Raw genomic sequence first — 16,904 nt, forward strand, 5'->3', positions numbered from 1 at the left:
ACGAATCAGGCGTTCTGATCCCAGGGGCGGTCGCCCTGCTCGTCCTTGATGCGGGTCGGCAGGCCCATCAGGTCCAGCGCCTTGAGGAACGGCTCGGCTGGCAGCTCCTCGACGTTGGCCATGCGCTGCACGTCCCATTCGCCACGGGCCACCAGCAAGGCAGCAGCCACAGGTGGTACACCGGCGGTGTAGGAGATGCCCTGGCTGTCGGTCTCGGCGTAGGCTTCCTCGTGGTCGGCCACGTTGTAGATGAACAGCTCGCGTGGCTGGCCATCCTTGCTGCCTTTGACCAGGTCACCGATGCAGGTCTTGCCGGTATAGCCCGGTGCCAGCGACGAAGGGTCGGGCAGCACGGCCTTGACCACTTTCAACGGCACCACTTCCAGGCCTTCGGCGGTCTTGACCGGCTGTTCGGACAGCAGGCCCAGGTTCTTGAGCACCGTGAACACATTGATGTAGTGCTCGCCGAAGCTCATCCAGAAACGCACGTTGGGCACGTTCAGGTTCTTGGAGATCGAGTGCACTTCGTCGTGACCGGTCAGGTACAGGTTCTGCGAACCCACCACCGGCAGATCATCGGTGCGCTTGACTTCGAACATGGTGTTGCTGGTCCACTGGCTGTTCTGCCAGCTCCACACCTGCCCGGTGAACTCGCGGAAATTGATTTCCGGGTCGAAATTGGTGGCGAAATATTTGCCATGGGAACCGGCATTGACGTCGAGAATGTCGATCGAATCAATGCGGTCGAAATACTGTTGCTGCGCCAGGGCGGCGTAGGCATTGACCACGCCCGGGTCGAAACCGACACCCAGAATCGCGGTGATGTTCTTCTGCTGACATTCCTCGAGGTGTTTCCACTCGTAGTTGCCGTACCAGGGCGGGGTCTCGCAGACTTTGCCCGGCTCTTCGTGAATGGCGGTGTCCAGGTAGGCAACGCCCGTATCGATGCAGGCACGCAGCACCGACATGTTGAGGAAAGCGGAACCGACGTTGATGACGATCTGCGATTCGGTCTCGCGGATCAACGCCTTGGTGGCTTCGACATCCAGTGCGTTCAGCGCGAAAGCCTGGATATCGGCGGGTTGCTTGAGGCTACCCTTGGCCTTGACGCTGTCGATGATGGCCTGGCATTTGGAGATGTTGCGCGACGCGATGGCAATACGACCGAGTTCGTCGTTGTGCTGCGCGCACTTGTGGGCCACCACCTTGGCGACACCTCCTGCACCAATGATAAGTACGTTCTTCTTCAATTTCTTTACTTCTCCTTCAACCGCCAGCTCAGGACAGGCTGGACAGGTAATCGTCAAAACCAAACTCGCGAACCACCTCGACTGTACCGTCGAGTTGTTTCACTACGATGGACGGCATTTTCAGGCCGTTGAACCAGTTTTTCTTCACCATGGTGTAGCCGGCGGCGTCAACGAACGACAGGCGGTCACCAATGGCCAGCGGGCGCTCGAATTGATATTCGCCGAAGATGTCGCCCGCCAGGCAGGATTTGCCGCAGACCATGTAGGTGTGTTCGCCGCTGCTGGGGGCCAGCTTGGCGTTGAGGCGGTAGATCAGCAGGTCGAGCATGTGCGCTTCGATGGAACTGTCGACCACGGCCAGGTGCTTGCCGTTGTACAGGGTGTCCAGCACGGTGACTTCCAGCGAGGCGCTCTGGGTGATGGCCGCCTCGCCGGGTTCCAGGTAGACCTGCACGCCGTACTTCTCGGAGAACGCCTTCAGGCGCGCGCAGAACTCGTCCAGGGCATAGCCTTCACCGGTGAAGTGAATACCGCCGCCCAGGCTCACCCATTCCACCTTGTGCAGCAGGTGGCCGAAGCGTTCCTCGATGGTGCCCAGCATTTGGTCGAACAGGCCGAAGTCACCGTTCTCGCAGTTGTTGTGGAACATGAAGCCGGAGATCTGCTCGATCACCGCTTCAACCTTCACCGGGTCCCATTCGCCCAGGCGGCTGAACGGGCGGGCCGGGTCGGCCAGCAGGTAGTCGGAACTGCTGACTTGCGGGTTGACGCGCAGACCGCGCACCTTGCCCTGGCTGGCTTCGGCGAAACGCTGCAACTGACCGATGGAGTTGAAGATGATCTTGTCGCAGTTATCGAGCATTTCCTCGATTTCGTCGTCGGCCCAGGCCACGCTGTAGGCATGGGTCTCGCCTGCGAATTTCTGCCGGCCGAGCTTGAGCTCGTAGAGCGACGACGAGGTAGTGCCATCCATGTACTGCTGCATCAGGTCGAAGACCGACCAGGTGGCGAAGCACTTGAGTGCCAGCAGGGCCTTGGCGCCGGAGTGCTCGCGCACGTAGGCGATCTTCTCCATGTTGCGCACAAGCTTTTGTTTGTCGATGAGGTAGTACGGTGTCTGGATCATGTCGAGCCTCCGGCAAGGCCAGGCAAAAAAGGACGCGAATTGTGCCTTCTCTGACCGCATGACGAAAGGGCAGATTGCGTATTTTGCCGCATCACGTCGCCGGGTGCCCGCCAAACGGGCGTCGATCACACGCCCGGGCGATAAATGGGTGCCTCCTGGGGGGGGCTCAGCCGCCGTTGCAGTCAAAGTGCTCGGTGCGTGCCACGTGCTTGCCATGATCGTTGACCAGATCCACGTGCATGGCCACCCCCAGGCTGGACTCCTGCAACTGGTAGTGCTCATCGGGCTTGAAGCGCGGGTAGGTCAAGCTGGCGTGGCAGGTGCGGTCGTCCACGTAGACACTGTTGGAGGCATAGACCATCACCTGCAGGCTGTGCTTGCCCGGCGGTACCTGAAAGTAGCGGCCGTCGCGCAACGGCTGGCCGTCCAGCTTTTCCGCCAGCATGCTGTTGCGCGCTTCTTCCTGCAGCCCCACCCAGGCATCGTGGGGGTCGGGTTTTGGCAGGTTGCCGGCACAGGCTGACAACAGGGCTGTCAGGCCCAGGATGGGTAAAAGCGTCAGTGCTTTTGTGTTCATGGTGATCCTCACAGGGTAGATGGCAATGGCCCCATAGTGGCGACGGCCGGCCACGCAGCGCCAATGAATCACCATGAAACGAATTTCAGCCCCGTGATAGGAAAGCCCATGCCCGGCGCCCCGCCTGGCACAGTGAGGCATTCCTGTCACTTATTCCTCAAAGACATATAAAACAATTAAATAATATTAGAGAAGCATAAGAACTCTGCGTATTCTCCCGCCCCGCAGACGCCCTGTGCTGATGGAATAGCGCCGCGAACTTTTTATGTTCCATCGACCTGTTTTCTACTACCAAAGTACTGCTCCACCCCTGCTTTGGTATTGAATAAAACCGCTCGCATGTTTTGCCTATTCGCGGGCTGATCCTGAACACCAGCGTCTTGCCTGTTTTATTCACATTACGCTCGCAACGCTTTATTCCAGCACACTCTGGAAGGCACCCGCGCGACTATCGAAACTTGGGTTTGGGGGTTTATACATCATGAAATTCAAACAGGCTCTTCTGGGCCTTGCGGTGGCCACCTGCTGTTTAAGCGCCATGGCCCAGGCCGCCGAGGCACCCATTCGCATCGGCTACCAGTTGCCCCTGACGGGTAACACCGCCCAGTACGGCCAGGACTTCAAGGTGGCGGCACAGATCGCCCTCAAGGATTTCAACGCCTCAGGCCGCCTGCCGGTGCCCGTGGAGATCGATTTCGAGGACTCGCGCTCCGACGCCAAGGAGGCCGTGTCCATCGCCCGCAAGTTCGCCGATGACCCGAGCATCGTCGGTGTGCTGGGGGATTTCACATCCACCGTGTCCATGGCCTCGGCCCAGGTATACGCACGCGCCGGTGTGCCGCAGTTGTCGCAGACGGCGTCGCACCCTGACTACACGAAGATTTCCAAGTGGCAGTTCCGCAACATCATCACCGAGAACCAGGAAGGCCCGTTCAACGCCGACTGGATCGCCAGCCAGGGCTATAAAAAGGTCGCGGTGATCGGCGAGCAGACCGACTGGGGCCAGTCCGCGGTGCAGGCCTTCGAGAAGAAAGCCCAGGCCAACGGCACGCAGGTGGTGTTCTCCGAGTACTTCAACCGCGGCATCCCGGATTTCCGCTCATTGATCACCAAGCTCGACCGTGAGCACCCGGACGCGATCTACGGCGCGATCTTCTACGAAGACGCGGCGCAGTTCCTCAAGCAACTGCACCAACTGGGCGTGACCGCGCCGGTATTCGCGAGCTCCGCGGCCTACAGCGAGCAACTGCTCAAGCTGGCGGGCAAAGACGCCGACGGCTTGCAGGTCAGCTCCACGTTCGTGCCCACGGTGGACAGCGATAACGTGCGGCATTTCGTCAGCGAATGGAAACAGGCGCGCAACGGTGAGGAACCAGGGCAGTTCCCGGCCCAGGCCTACGATGCCACGCGCATCATGCTCGACGCCGTCGCCCATGCGTACCCGGCACCCACCCGGGAAAAGGTGCGCGACGCATTGGCGCAGACCAAAGACTTCCCCGGTGTAACAGGCACGACAACTTTCGGACCTGATCGTGAACCGCAGAAGTCCCTGGTCAAAGTACAAGTGGTGGATGAGCACTTCGCGCCCCTGGCCAATTGAAAGAATAGGGCAGGCGCACTTAAAAGTTGCCTCCCCGGTTAATAAACGGTTCTTCAGGCCACCCGGCACACTCCCCGCGGCGGCCTGAACTTCGTGGGCTGTCAGAGGCGTTTCTGGTGATCGATTTATATTATGTACAGCAACTGGTGATCGGTTTATCCCAAGGGATGATCTATGCCCTGGTGGCTATTGGCTTCACGCTGATTTTCGGGGTGCTCAACGCGGTCAACTTCGCCCACTCCGAGGTGTATACGGTAGGGGCCGTGGCCGGGTTGTTCCTGATAGGTGCCTCTTCACCTCCCCTGGCCGCAGTCATTCTGCTGGTAGCGGTGGTGGGTGCGCTGGCCGGCCTCGGCCTGGAGCGCGTGGCGTTCAAACCGTTCCGCCGGTTCGCCGACGAGGCCTCGCTGAAATCACGAGCCATGCGTGAGTCAACCCTGATGTCGTCGCTGGCGGTATCGATCATCGTGCGCGAAGGCCTGGAACTGGCCATGGGTTCACAGATGCAGCCGGTGCCCGCCAATTACCTGCTCAACACCCCCATCGTCTTCGCAGGCATCACCATTGTCAGCGGTGACATCGTGATTTTCGGGGTGTCGGCCGTGCTGCTGGTGGGCCTGCAACTGCTGCTGAAGAAAACCCGCATGGGCCTGGCCATTCGCGCCGTGTCCAACAACCCGTTGGGGGCCAAGTACAGCGGCATCAATGTCGACCGCACCATCGTTTCCACCTTCGTGCTGGGTTCGCTGATGGGCGCGGTGGCCGGCCTGCTGGTCAGCCTGTACTACGGCTCGGTGTACCCCTCCATGGGCTTCGCCCCCGGCATCAAGGCGTTCGTGGCCATGGTCATGGGCGGGCTGGTGTCGATTCCCGGTGCCGTGGCCTGCGCGTTGATCCTGGGCGTGGCGGAAAGCATGGCGACCACTTTCATGCCCTCGGCCTGGGCCGACATGGTGCCGTACCTGTTCCTGATCGTGACACTGGTGTTCTTCCCCCGCGGCCTGTTTGGCGGAGGGCGCGAGCGTGTCTGACCGTCTCTTTTCCCGTTGGCCGCTACTGGCCTTGCTGCTGGTGGTGTTCGCCATCGTGCCAGCCGGGCTGTACCTGCATGGCGGTGGCTATGGCTACCAGTTGGCCTGCCTGGTACTGATCTTCGCCCTGCTCGCGGCCTCCCTGCACCTGGTGTCTGGCGTCGCCGGCCTGTTGCACCTGGGCCAGGCCGCATTCTACGGCGTGGGGGCCTACGTCGCGGCGCTGGCCGGGGTGACCTGGCACGTGCCGTTCTGGCTGGCCATGCCTCTGGCGGGCCTGGGGTCGGCGCTGATCGCCCTGCTGGTGGCCCTGCCCACCATGCGCCTGGTGAGCATCTACTTCGCGGTGGCCACCCTGGCGATCGGCCAGATGATCTATCTGGTGCTGATGAACTGGGTGCCCGTGACTGGAGGCCCCAACGGCGTCACGCTGTTTTCACCCATGGACCTGTTCGGCCTGGAGGTCACCGGCAATACCGGCATCTACTTCGTGGTCGCCACCACGGTGGCGTTGTCGGTAACGGTGATTCACCGTCTCAGCCACTCTTACTACGGCAATGCGCTGCGCGCGCTGCGCGAGGATGACCAGTGCGCCGCCGCCATGGCCATCGACACCGTGCGGTTCAAGACCCAGGTATTCACCGTAGCCGCCTTTTTCGCCGGCATTGCCGGGGCGTTGTGGGCCTATACCACCGGGTACGTGTCACCCAACGACTTCCGTTTTTCCGAGACCATCCTGGTGCTGGCCATGGTCGTGGTCGGCGGCCTGGGTAGCCTGCCCGGTGCGCTGCTCGGCGCGGTGCTGCTGGTGCTTCTGCCTGAGGCCCTGCGCGGCTTCGGCGACCTGCGCAACATCATCGTCGGCATCGTCATGTTCCTCTCCATCGTCTTCCTGCCCAAGGGGCTGTGCGGTGAGGTGTCGGCACTGTCGCTGGCCCGCGGGGCACTGGGGGGGGCCTGGAAAACCGAAGGTGGCAAAAAGGTGGGGTGGAAATGAAATTGCTCGAATTCAACGGCCTGACTCGCCGTTTCGGTGGCCTGACCGCCGTCGACCACGTGTCCGGCCATGTCGCCGAGGGCGAACTGGTGGGGCTGATCGGGCCCAACGGTGCCGGCAAGACCACCCTGTTCAACCTGTTGACCGGGTTTGTGCCCGCCAGCGCCGGCACGGTGCATTTCAATGGCCACGACATCACCCGCCAGGCGCCGCACAAGGTGGCGCGCCTGGGGCTATCGCGAACGTTTCAGAACCTGCGGGTGTTTCCCAACATGACCGTGTTCGACAACACCTCGGTGGCCGCCACCGGCATTATCGGTCATGGCCTGAGGGCAACGCTGCTGGGCAACCGCCAGCGCGCACAGCAGATTTCCGAACGCAGTTGGCAGGCGCTTGAACGGGTGGGCCTGGCGCACCTGGCCGACCAGTTGGCCGCCAACCTGTCCTACGGCCAGCGCAAGTACCTGGAAATCGCCCGGGCACTGGCCATGCAGCCGCGCCTGCTGGTGCTCGATGAGCCGGCCGCTGGCCTCAATGACACCGAAACCGCGCAACTGGCGGCCTTCATTCGCCAACTCAACGCCGAAGGGCTGAGCGTGATGCTGGTGGAACATGACATGAACCTGGTGATGTCGATCTGCGAACGCATCATGGTGCTGGCCTCGGGGCGCAAGATCGCCGACGGCCTGCCGGCTGCAATCCGCACCGACGCCGCCGTACTGGAATCCTACCTGGGGGCCGATGAGCCATGAACATCCTCGATATTCAGGCGCTGCGCATCAACCTGGGCACCCACGACATTCTGCATGGCATCGACCTGGCTGTGCCCGAGCGCAGCATCATTGCCGTGCTGGGGGCCAACGGCGCGGGCAAGACCACCCTCATGCGCGCCATCTCCGGCATCTACAAGCCCAGCAGCGGGCGCATTCTGGTAGGCGGCGAGAACATCGCCGGGCTACCCAGCCACGCCATCGTCGGCCGGGGGGTACTGCAGACCCCGGAAGGCCGGCAGATATTCTCCACCATGACCGTGCGCGAGAACCTCATCATCGGTGGCGGGCCCCACGGCCTGGCCGAGCTGGACTACGTGCTGGGGCTGTTTCCGGTGCTGGGCCAGCGCCTGGACCAACTGGCCGGCTCGCTGTCGGGTGGCGAACAGCAGATGCTGTGCATTGGTCGCGCGCTGATGCGCAAGCCGCGCCTCTTGTTGATGGATGAGCCCTCGCTGGGGCTGGCCCCCAGGGTGGTCAGTGAAATCTTCCAACTGGTGGAACAGATAAGGGCCAGCGGCCTGACCGTGCTGCTGGTGGAACAGAATGCCCGCGCGGCCCTGCGGGTGGCCGATCATGCCGCGGTGCTGGACAACGGCCGCATTACTCTGGAAGGCCCTGCGCAGCAGGTCGCGGCCGACCCGCGCATCGTCCAGGCTTACCTTGGAGGTCATACTCATTGAACATTCAACACGCCACCAACGCCCTGGCTACCCAACGCCTGCGTGAAGAACTGGCCTACTTGCGCCTGCCTGCCAACCCTTGGCCCAGCCTGGGTACCCCGGCGGGCAGCAGCGACATCGCCGACGTGGCAATCATCGGCGCCGGCATGTTCGGCATTGCCGCGGCCGTAGCGCTACGGCTCAAGGGCATCGACAACCTGCGCCTGTTCGATGACAGCCCCCAGGGCCATAGCGGCCCCTGGACCACCTATGCGCGCATGCGCACCCTGCGCTCGCCCAAGGAACTGCCCGGGTTGGCGCTGGGCATTCGCGCCCTGACCTTTCGCGCCTGGTATGAGGCGGTGCATGGCGTGCAGGCCTGGGAGCAGTTGTACAAGATCCCCAATGGCACCTGGCAGGATTACCTGGGCTGGATCGCTGAAGCGTTCGACTTGCCGATTGAACATGACACGGCCATCAGCACCTTTGCCGTCGACGCCCAGGGCGTCACGCTCAAACGCGCCGATGGCGGCCAGGTGCGGGCACGGCGCCTGGTCATCGCCAACGGCCGCGCCGGGGCCGGCGGGCCGAACATCCCGGCCTTCATCGAAGAGCGGCTGTTCCCCCGCCTGGCGGCCCACACCTGCGACCCGGTGGACTTCGCCGCGCTGGCCGGGCGCCGGGTGGCGGTGATCGGCGCGGGGTCATCGGCCTGGGACAACGCGGCCACGGCCCTGGAGCATGGCGCTGCACAGGTGACCATGTACGCCCGTCGAGCCTGGCTGCCGCAGATCAACAAGGCACGGGCGTCCACCTACCCAGGCTTTGTCGAGGGCTGGCACAGCCTTGCGCCCGAACAGCAATGGGCGCTGGCCAGCTACCTTGACGATACCCCGCCGCCGCCACCCCACGAAACCGTGTTGCGCACCCTGGCGGCGGGGGGCGAGCGCTTCACCCTGCACTTGGCGTCACGCTTGCAGGACGTGCGTGAAGCCGACGGCCGGGTACGCCTGCAACTGTCCGAGCACACCGACCATGCCGACTTCCTGATCGTGGGTACCGGCTTTCGCGTGGACCTTGCCGGTGCCCCGCTGTTCGCCGAGGTGGCTGACCGCGTCGCCTTGTGGCGCGACCGCTTCGAACCGGCACGCGCCGGGCAACGGCCACACCTGGGGTTGTACCCCTGGCTAGGGGATGGTTTCGAGTTGCAGGAGCGGGACGCAGGCCCCGGCCCGCTCAACCGCGTGCACCTGCTCAACCACGCCGCGAGCTTGAGTTTCGGCGCGGTGGCCTCGGATATTCCGGCGATCAGCACGGCAGCCGAGCGGCTGGCTTCGCGTATCGTGGCGCATGTGTTTGCCGAAGGGTTCGCAGGGCACCTGGGGTATTTGCGGGCGTGGGAGGCTGAGTGGGAGTTGGAGCCCACGCCCTATCTGCAGCGTGGCGCGTAGCACCTGAAGCATCCGCGGCAACGCGGTCGATCTGGCAGCCCTCTTCCCGAGCTTCGCCCGGTCCCACAGGGTTGCGATGGCTGCTTCTAAAGATGACACGCGTGCCGTTGTGGGACCGGGCGCAAGCTCGGGAAGCGGGCGACGCGGTCGGTCTGGCAGCCCTCTTCCCGAGCTTCGCCCGCTCTACAGGGTTGCGATGGCCGCTGCTTGGTGGCGTGCAAGCGCCGAAGCAGACACTGCCTGTGTCATTGCAATGCCGCCCACCCATACCGAACTTCCGCCAAGGTGACCCCGCCCCTGGCCAATGTACGTTGGCTGCCGGGCTCTTCGGCCCAGCCCGCTCGGCGATAGAAGCGGATCGCCCGCTCATTGTCGGCCAGCACCCACAGGGTCAGGCGTCGGTGACCGTGGTCGGCCAGGCGTTGCAGCCCGGCCTTCCACAAGGCCAGCCCGACGCCGGTTCCCCAGTGCTCAGCCAGCACGTAGAGGGCCATGACCTCACCGGCATTGTCCGCAGCGGCATCCTCATCGCGGCCGGCCCCCACATCGATCCACCCCACCACCTGCCCGTCCACCTCCGCGACCAGGACGTTGGTGGCACCGGCACTGATCGAGCGCGCCCAGAATGCTTCCCGTTACGCCAGTGTGTTGGTCAGCGAAGCGAGGAACGCGGCAGGCATCAATTGGCGATAGGCCTGCTGCCAACTGCTGACGTGCACGTGGGCGATGGCTGAGGCATCGGCGGGTATGGCATCGCGGATCATCGAAGGCGTCCTTCTTCGGCAGTAGGGGCAAGCCACTTACTGTAGCGAAGATTGGGCACGTTAGCGGGCGAAGGTTGGCTGAAACGCGGCGCAAGCTGGCACAATGTTCAGCCGCCCCGCCTGGACACCGCCCCACCATGCCCCTGTTCAACCGCCTCAGCACTTTCAGCGCCCAGGCAGGGCGTGCCTTGGCCCTGGTATGGGGCACCTCGCGCGCACTGTTCATCGGCCTGGTCCTGGCCACCCTGGCGGCAGGTGTGCTGCCCGCCCTGGCGGCCTGGATAGGGCAGCGCATCGTCGATGCCGTGGTCCAGGCCATGCAGGTGCACGCCAGCGGCAGCCAGGCGCCGGTGTGGCCGGTGCTGCGCTATGTGCTGGCCGAAGCCGGGGTGCTGGCCCTGCTGGCCGCTGCGCAACGTGGCCTTTCCGTGCAGCAGGCGTTGCTGCGGGTACAACTGGCGCAAAAGGTCAACCTGCTGATCCTGGAAAAAGCCCAGACCCTGTCGATGCTGCAATTCGAGGACTCGGCGTTCTACGACAAGCTGGTGCGGGTACGCCGCGATGCCTCTACCCGCCCTCTGGGGCTGGTGACCAAGGGTCTGGGGCTGGTGCAGAACCTCATCTCGCTGATCAGCTTCGCGGTACTGCTGGTGCATTTCTCGCCTTGGGCCTTGGCCATTCTGGTGCTCGGTGCCCTGCCCGTGTTCTTCGCCGAGGCGCACTTTTCCGGCGATGCCTTCCGCCTGTTCAAGCGCCGCGCGCCGGAGACGCGCCAGCAGGGCTACCTGGAAGCGCTGCTGTCTCAGGAAGCGCATGCCAAGGAGGTCAAGCTGTTTGGGCTGGCACCGCTGCTGCTGCAACGCTACCGAGACAACTTCACCCGCCTGTACGCCGAGGACCGCCGCCTGACCCTGCGCCGCGACGGCTGGGGCTTCGCCCTGGGGTTGCTGGGCACCGCCGCGTTCTACCTGGCCTATGCCTGGGTGGTACTGGACACCGTCAAGGGCCAGACCAGCCTGGGCCAGATGACCATGTACCTGGTGCTGTTCAAGCAGGGCCAGAGCGCGATCACCGCCAGCCTGGCCGCCATTGCCGGGCTGTACGAAGATGGCCTGTACCTGTCGGACCTCTACGAATACCTGGCCCATGAAAGTGTGCAGCCCCGGGGCCACCTGACGGCGGGCGTACGGCCTGGCGACGGGCTGCGGTGCGAAAACCTGGGCTTTCGCTACCCGGACGCCGCCCGGGACACGCTCAGCGCCATCGACCTGCACCTGGCACCGGGCAAGAGCCTGGCCCTGGTGGGCGAGAACGGCTCGGGCAAGACTACCCTGATCAAGTTGCTGACCCGCCTGTACACGCCCGGCCAAGGCCGCATCCTGCTCGATGGCAGCGACCTGCAGGACTGGGACGAGCAGGCCCTGCACCAGCGTATCGGGGTCATTTTCCAGGACTACATCCGCTACCAGATGACCGTCGGCGAGAACCTCGGCGTGGGTGACGTCAATGCCTTCGATGACCGCGAGCGCTGGTCCGAAGCGGCGGCACAGGGTATCGCCGCCGAGTTCATCGAGCGCCTGAGCGATGGCTATGGCACCCAACTGGGCCGCTGGTTCGTGGGGGGCCAGGAACTGTCAGGTGGCCAATGGCAGAAAGTGGCCCTTTCACGGGCCTACATGCGCCGTGATGCCGACATCCTGATCCTCGACGAACCCACCGCTGCCCTGGACGCGGGCGCCGAAGCGGCAGTATTCGAGCATTTCCGCGAGTACGCCAAGGGGCGCATGACCCTGCTGATCTCCCACCGTTTTTCCAGCGTGCGCAGCGCCGACCATATCATCGTGCTGGACCAGGGCCGCATTGCCGAACAGGGCAACCACGAGCAACTGATCGCAGGCGGAGGCCGCTACGCCGAACTGTTCGACATTCAGGCGCAAGGTTACCGGTAAGCCGGGGATGTGGGCCGATTGCAATCGCGGTGGCCGATTGCTTCAATGTCGGCCACCTTGAACACGCACTAAGGGCCACCATGATCGAGTTGAACCAGGTTACCGCCTTCCAGCAGGAAAACCGTGTTTTCGACCAACTGTCGCTGCACATCGGCTACAACGAGCGGGTCGCTATCCTCGGCCCCAACGGTGCCGGCAAAAGCACCCTGCTGAAGCTGATCAACCGCGAGCTCTACCCGGTGGAGCGGCCCGGCAGCTATTTGCGCCTGTTCGGCCATGAAACCTTCAACCTGTGGGACCTGCGCGCCAAGATCGGCTTCGTGTCCCAGGACATGCAGGAAGACTACACCCCCTACACGTCGGCCCTGGACGTGGTGATCTCCGGCTTTTTCGGCGCCATGGGCACCCACGCCCACCTGCGCCCCGACGCCGAGCAGACCGCCCGCGCCCGCGAACTGCTGGGCCAGTTGGGCATGCAGATCGATGAGCAACGCATGTTCCAGCGCCTGTCCACCGGCCAGAAGCGCCGCTTGCTACTGGCCCGCGCCCTGGTGCACAACCCGCGGGCGCTGATCCTCGACGAACCCACCGCCGGTCTGGACATGGGCGCCAGCATGAGCCTGCTGAGCCTGATGCGCGACTTCTGCCACGATGACCGCGCCATGATCATCACGACCCACCACATCGACGAAATCATTCCCGAGATCGAGCGCGTGGTGCTGATCCAGCAAGGTCAGGTGATTGCCGATGGGCCCAAGGCGCACGTGCTGACCAGTGAGCGGCTGTCCGAGTTGTATCAAACGTCGTTGCAGGTGAGTGAACAGGGAGGGTGGTATCGGTGCTGGCATGGGTGAAGATTAAGGTGGGCCTACTGGACGCCAGGCTCCAGACGGTCTAAGTATCAAGGCAACCCTAAAAACAAGAAGCCTGGCCATGAATATCCTCCACGACGACCGGCTGGACGGCGCCCTGCCCGCGGTCGACAAGCAGGGCCTGATCGATGCCCTGACCGCGGCACTGCCCGACCTCGATCTGCTGTACCGCACCGAAGACCTCAAACCCTATGAGTGCGATGGCCTGTCCGCCTACCGCACCACGCCGCTGCTGGTGGCGCTACCCCGGCACCTGGAGGAAGTACAGACGCTGTTGCGTATCTGCCACCAGCGCCAGGTGCCGGTGGTGCCCCGTGGCGCCGGTACTGGCTTGTCCGGCGGTGCCCTGCCGCTGGCCCAGGGCGTGTTGCTGGTGATGGCACGGTTCAATCAGATCCTCGACATCGACCCCAACACCCGAACCGCCCGTGTGCAGCCCGGGGTCCGCAACCTCGCCATCTCCCAGGCCGCCGCGCCCCACGGCCTGTATTACGCGCCCGACCCGTCGTCACAGATCGCCTGTTCCATCGGCGGCAACGTAGCGGAGAACGCCGGTGGCGTGCATTGCCTCAAGTACGGGCTGACCGTGCACAACCTGGTCCGGTTGCAGGTGCTGACGGTCGAGGGTGAGCCTCTGACCCTGGGCAGCAATGCCCTCGACAGCCCGGGTTTCGACCTGCTGGCGCTGTTCACCGGCTCCGAGGGCCTGCTGGGGGTGGTCACCGAGGTCACCGTCAGGCTGTTGCCCCGGCCGCAGGTCGCCAAGGTGCTGCTGGCCGCCTTCGACTCGGTGGAAAAAGCGGGCCAGGCAGTCGCCGATATCATCGCCGCGGGGATCATCCCAGGCGGCCTGGAGATGATGGACAACCTGGCCATTCGCGCCGCCGAAGACTTCATCCACGCCGGCTACCCGGTGGGCGCCGAGGCCATTCTGCTGTGCGAACTGGACGGAGTTGAAGCGGACGTGCACGAAGACTGCGAGCGCGTGCGGCAGATCCTCGCTGCCGCCGGGGCCACCGAAGTGCGGCAGGCCCGCGACGAGGCCGAACGCGTGCGCTTCTGGGCCGGGCGCAAGAATGCCTTTCCCGCCGTGGGCCGGCTGTCACCGGACTACTACTGCATGGACGGCACCATCCCGCGCCGCGAGCTGGCCAGGGTGCTCAAGGGCATCGCCGCGCTGTCGGTGGAGTATCAACTGCGGGTGGCCAATGTGTTCCATGCCGGTGACGGCAACATGCACCCGTTGATCCTGTTCGACGCCAACCTGCCGGGCGAGCTGGAGCGGGCGGAGGCCCTGGGCGGCAAGATCCTGGAGATGTGCGTGGCCGTGGGCGGCAGCATCACCGGCGAGCATGGCGTGGGCCGCGAGAAAATCAACCAGATGTGCAGCCAGTTCAACGCCGAGGAACTGACCCTGTTCCACGCCGTGAAGGCCGCCTTCGACCCGAGCGGCCTGCTCAACCCTGGCAAGAACATCCCCACCCTGCACCGCTGCGCCGAGTTCGGCGCCATGCACATTCACCACGGCCAGGTGCCCTTCCCCGAACTGGAGCGTTTCTGATGAGCCTGGACACGTTGCTCGATGGTGTGCACCAGGCCATCGCCAGCAGAACGCCGCTGCGCCTTCATGGCGGCGACACCAAGGCCTTTTTGGGACGGCCCACCGCTGGCACGCCGCTGGATACCCGGGCCTGGCGCGGCATCGTCAGCTATGACCCCACGGAACTGGTGGTGACCGTGCGCGCCGGCACCCCGGTAAGCGAGTTGCTGGCCGCCCTGGACGAGGCCGGGCAGGCATTGCCGTGCGAACCACCCGACTTCGACGGCAGGGCCACGGTGGGCGGCATGGTCGCCGCCGGCCTGGCCGGGCCACGACGGCCCTGGAGCGGCGCGGTACGCGATTTCGTCCTCGGCACGCGGGTCATCACGGGGTTGGGCCAGCACCTGCGCTTTGGTGGCGAGGTGATGAAGAACGTCGCCGGCTATGACCTGTCACGGCTCCTGGCCGGTAGCTTCGGCAGCCTGGGGCTAATTACCGACGTATCGCTGAAGGTCTTGCCCAAGCCGCGCTGCAGCGCCAGCCTGGTGCTGGACATCGGCCCTGGCGATGCCTTGCAGCGCCTGACCGAATGGGGCCAGCAGGCATTGCCCATCAGCGGCGCCTGCCATGACGGCCAGGTGCTGCACCTGCGCCTGGAAGGCGGTGAAGGCAACGTCGCTTCGGCCAGCGACCGCCTGGGTTGCCGCAGCGCCGATGCCGCGTTCTGGCAGGACCTGCGCGAGCATCGCCTGCCCTTCTTCGCCGATGCGCGGCCGCTGTGGCGCCTGTCGCTACCCTTCGATATCGGCCTGCTGGACCTGCCCGGCAAGCAGTTGCTGGACTGGGGCGGCGCCCAGCGCTGGCTGAAGTCCGACGCCGATGCCGATCACATCCGCGCCCTGGTGAGCGCGGCCGGCGGCCACGCCACCTGCTTCACGCCAGGCCGTCTGGACTCGCCCTTCCAGCCCCTGGCCCCGGCGTTGCTGCGCTATCACCAGCAACTCAAGGCGCGCCTGGACCCCCATGGCCTGTTCAACCCTGGCCGTCTGTATTCGGAGCTCTGACCATGCAAACCCACCTCAGCGATCAGGCCCGACTGCTGCCACGCGCCGCCGAAGCGGAAAAAGTGCTGCGCAGCTGCGTGCACTGCGGCTTCTGCAACGCCACCTGCCCTACCTACCAACTGTTGGGCGATGAGCTGGATGGCCCCCGCGGGCGCATCTACCTGATGAAGGAAATGCTCGAAGGCGCGCCCATCACCGCCGCCACCCAAACCCACCTCGACCGCTGCCTGAGCTGCCGCAATTGTGAGAGTACCTGCCCTTCGGGGGTCGAATACCACACGCTGCTCGACATTGGCCGCGACTACCTCGAACAGCAGGTGCCCCGCTCCTTGGGCAGCCGCCTGCTGCGGGGCGGCCTGCGGGCCGTGGTGCCGCACCCCGGGCTGTTCAGCGCCCTGACCCAGGCCGGTCAACGGCTGCGCCCCTGGCTGCCCGGCAGCCTGCAGGCCAAGCTGCCACGCCTGCCCCGCCCGGCCGGGGTACGGCCGGCACCCCGGCATGCACGGCGCATGCTGATCCTGGAAGGCTGCGTGCAACCTGGCTTCTCACCCAATACCAACGCGGCCGCCGCAAGGGTGCTAGACCGCCTGGGCATCAGCCTGGTGCCGACGGCGCAGGCGGGGTGCTGTGGTGCCGTGGACTATCACATGAATGCCCAGGGCACAGGCCTGGACAGGGCACGGCGCAATATCGACGCCTGGTGGCCGGCCATCGAGGCCGGCGCCGAAGCCATCGTGCAGACGGCCAGTGGCTGCGGCGCGTTCATCAAGGAATACGGGACACTGCTCAAGAACGACCCGCACTATGGCGCCAAGGCTCAGCGGGTCAGCGCCCTGGCCAGGGACCTGGTGGAGGTCCTGCGCGAAGCCCCCCTGGAGGGCCTGGCCGTGCATAGCGAACAGCGCCTGGCGTTCCACTGCCCGTGCACACTTCAGCATGCGCTGAAGCTGGGTGGCGCGGTGGAGGGCGTGCTGACGCGGCTGGGCTTCACCCTCAGCGCCGTACCCGACGGGCACCTGTGCTGTGGTTCGGCGGGCACCTACTCAATCACCCAGCCGACCTTGTCGAAGCAACTGCGCGACAACCGCCTCAATGCCCTGGAGAGCGGCAAGCCGGATATCATTGTCACCGCCAACATCGGCTGCCAGACCCACCTGGACGGCGCCGGGCGCACACCGGTGCGGCACTGGATCGAGCTGGTGGATGAAGCCTGCAACGCCACCGCCGTGTAGCAGCGGACCTGGCCGCGTC

The 16,904-nt window shown here is 64.6% G+C and carries 14 protein-coding genes and 1 pseudogene; 11 read left to right on the plus strand and 4 right to left on the minus strand.

What is annotated here, in order from left to right:
* Positions 1 to 5 precede the first annotated feature (5 nt).
* From QBK88_RS18340 to QBK88_RS18350, 3 genes are all read right to left on the minus strand, one after another.
* Positions 6 to 1,250 carry a saccharopine dehydrogenase family protein gene (locus tag QBK88_RS18340; protein ID WP_277963135.1) on the minus strand — a complete coding sequence of 415 codons (1,245 nt, stop codon included), beginning with the start codon at positions 1,248 to 1,250 and terminating at the stop codon, positions 6 to 8.
* 28 nt (positions 1,251 to 1,278) lie between these two features.
* Positions 1,279 to 2,376, minus strand: a complete 1,098-nt coding sequence (locus tag QBK88_RS18345) for a carboxynorspermidine decarboxylase (protein WP_277963136.1) — start codon at positions 2,374 to 2,376, stop codon at positions 1,279 to 1,281.
* Between the two features lie 166 nt (positions 2,377 to 2,542).
* On the minus strand, positions 2,543 to 2,953 hold the full coding sequence (locus QBK88_RS18350; protein ID WP_277963137.1) for a PA0061/PA0062 family lipoprotein: 411 nt from the start codon (positions 2,951 to 2,953) through the stop codon (positions 2,543 to 2,545).
* A 481-nt stretch (positions 2,954 to 3,434) separates the two neighbouring features.
* Here QBK88_RS18350 and QBK88_RS18355 point away from each other — a divergent pair, with 481 nt between their 5' ends.
* From QBK88_RS18355 to QBK88_RS18380, 6 genes are all read left to right on the plus strand, one after another.
* Positions 3,435 to 4,553, plus strand: a complete 1,119-nt coding sequence (locus tag QBK88_RS18355; protein ID WP_277963138.1) for an ABC transporter substrate-binding protein — start codon at positions 3,435 to 3,437, stop codon at positions 4,551 to 4,553.
* A 116-nt stretch (positions 4,554 to 4,669) separates the two neighbouring features.
* The gene (locus QBK88_RS18360; protein ID WP_277963139.1) at positions 4,670 to 5,584 is read left to right on the plus strand and encodes a branched-chain amino acid ABC transporter permease; all 915 of its coding nucleotides are present in this window, start codon (positions 4,670 to 4,672) and stop codon (positions 5,582 to 5,584) included.
* Entirely contained in the window at positions 5,577 to 6,581 is a 1,005-nt protein-coding gene (locus QBK88_RS18365; RefSeq protein WP_277963140.1) for a branched-chain amino acid ABC transporter permease, read from the plus strand. Before QBK88_RS18360 ends, QBK88_RS18365 begins: the two co-directional genes overlap by 8 nt.
* Entirely contained in the window at positions 6,578 to 7,333 is a 756-nt protein-coding gene (locus tag QBK88_RS18370) for an ABC transporter ATP-binding protein (RefSeq protein WP_277963141.1), read from the plus strand. The genes QBK88_RS18365 and QBK88_RS18370 overlap by 4 nt, the downstream gene beginning before the upstream one ends.
* Positions 7,330 to 8,034: an ABC transporter ATP-binding protein gene (locus QBK88_RS18375; RefSeq protein ID WP_268140902.1), complete on the plus strand. Its 705-nt coding sequence runs from the start codon at positions 7,330 to 7,332 to the stop codon at positions 8,032 to 8,034. Before QBK88_RS18370 ends, QBK88_RS18375 begins: the two co-directional genes overlap by 4 nt.
* Positions 8,031 to 9,464 carry a flavin-containing monooxygenase gene (locus QBK88_RS18380; protein ID WP_277963142.1) on the plus strand — a complete coding sequence of 478 codons (1,434 nt, stop codon included), beginning with the start codon at positions 8,031 to 8,033 and terminating at the stop codon, positions 9,462 to 9,464. The genes QBK88_RS18375 and QBK88_RS18380 overlap by 4 nt, the downstream gene beginning before the upstream one ends.
* Before the next feature lie 245 nt (positions 9,465 to 9,709).
* On the opposite strand, the pseudogene QBK88_RS18385 reads toward QBK88_RS18380, so the two are convergent.
* Positions 9,710 to 10,228 (minus strand): annotated as a pseudogene (locus QBK88_RS18385) (GNAT family N-acetyltransferase).
* Between the two features lie 137 nt (positions 10,229 to 10,365).
* Here QBK88_RS18385 and QBK88_RS18390 point away from each other — a divergent pair.
* The 5 genes from QBK88_RS18390 (at position 10,366) to glcF (ending at position 16,885) form a co-directional block, all read left to right on the plus strand.
* Positions 10,366 to 12,177 (plus strand): ABC transporter ATP-binding protein, encoded by a 1,812-nt coding sequence (locus tag QBK88_RS18390; protein ID WP_277963143.1) that lies wholly within the window; start codon positions 10,366 to 10,368, stop codon positions 12,175 to 12,177.
* Positions 12,178 to 12,257: 80 nt separating this feature from the next.
* Entirely contained in the window at positions 12,258 to 13,031 is a 774-nt protein-coding gene (locus QBK88_RS18395) for an ATP-binding cassette domain-containing protein (protein WP_277963144.1), read from the plus strand.
* A 79-nt stretch (positions 13,032 to 13,110) separates the two neighbouring features.
* Positions 13,111 to 14,610, plus strand: coding sequence for a glycolate oxidase subunit GlcD (glcD, locus tag QBK88_RS18400; RefSeq protein WP_277963145.1), 1,500 nt, complete (start codon positions 13,111 to 13,113; stop codon positions 14,608 to 14,610).
* Positions 14,610 to 15,653: a glycolate oxidase subunit GlcE gene (glcE, locus tag QBK88_RS18405; RefSeq protein ID WP_277963146.1), complete on the plus strand. Its 1,044-nt coding sequence runs from the start codon at positions 14,610 to 14,612 to the stop codon at positions 15,651 to 15,653. The genes glcD and glcE overlap by 1 nt, the downstream gene beginning before the upstream one ends.
* 2 nt (positions 15,654 to 15,655) lie before the next feature.
* The gene (glcF, locus tag QBK88_RS18410; RefSeq protein ID WP_277963147.1) at positions 15,656 to 16,885 is read left to right on the plus strand and encodes a glycolate oxidase subunit GlcF; all 1,230 of its coding nucleotides are present in this window, start codon (positions 15,656 to 15,658) and stop codon (positions 16,883 to 16,885) included.
* Positions 16,886 to 16,904 lie beyond the last annotated feature (19 nt).

This window comes from Pseudomonas sp. RIT-To-2, from assembly GCF_029623465.1.
GTDB lineage: Bacteria > Pseudomonadota > Gammaproteobacteria > Pseudomonadales > Pseudomonadaceae > Aquipseudomonas > Aquipseudomonas silvicola.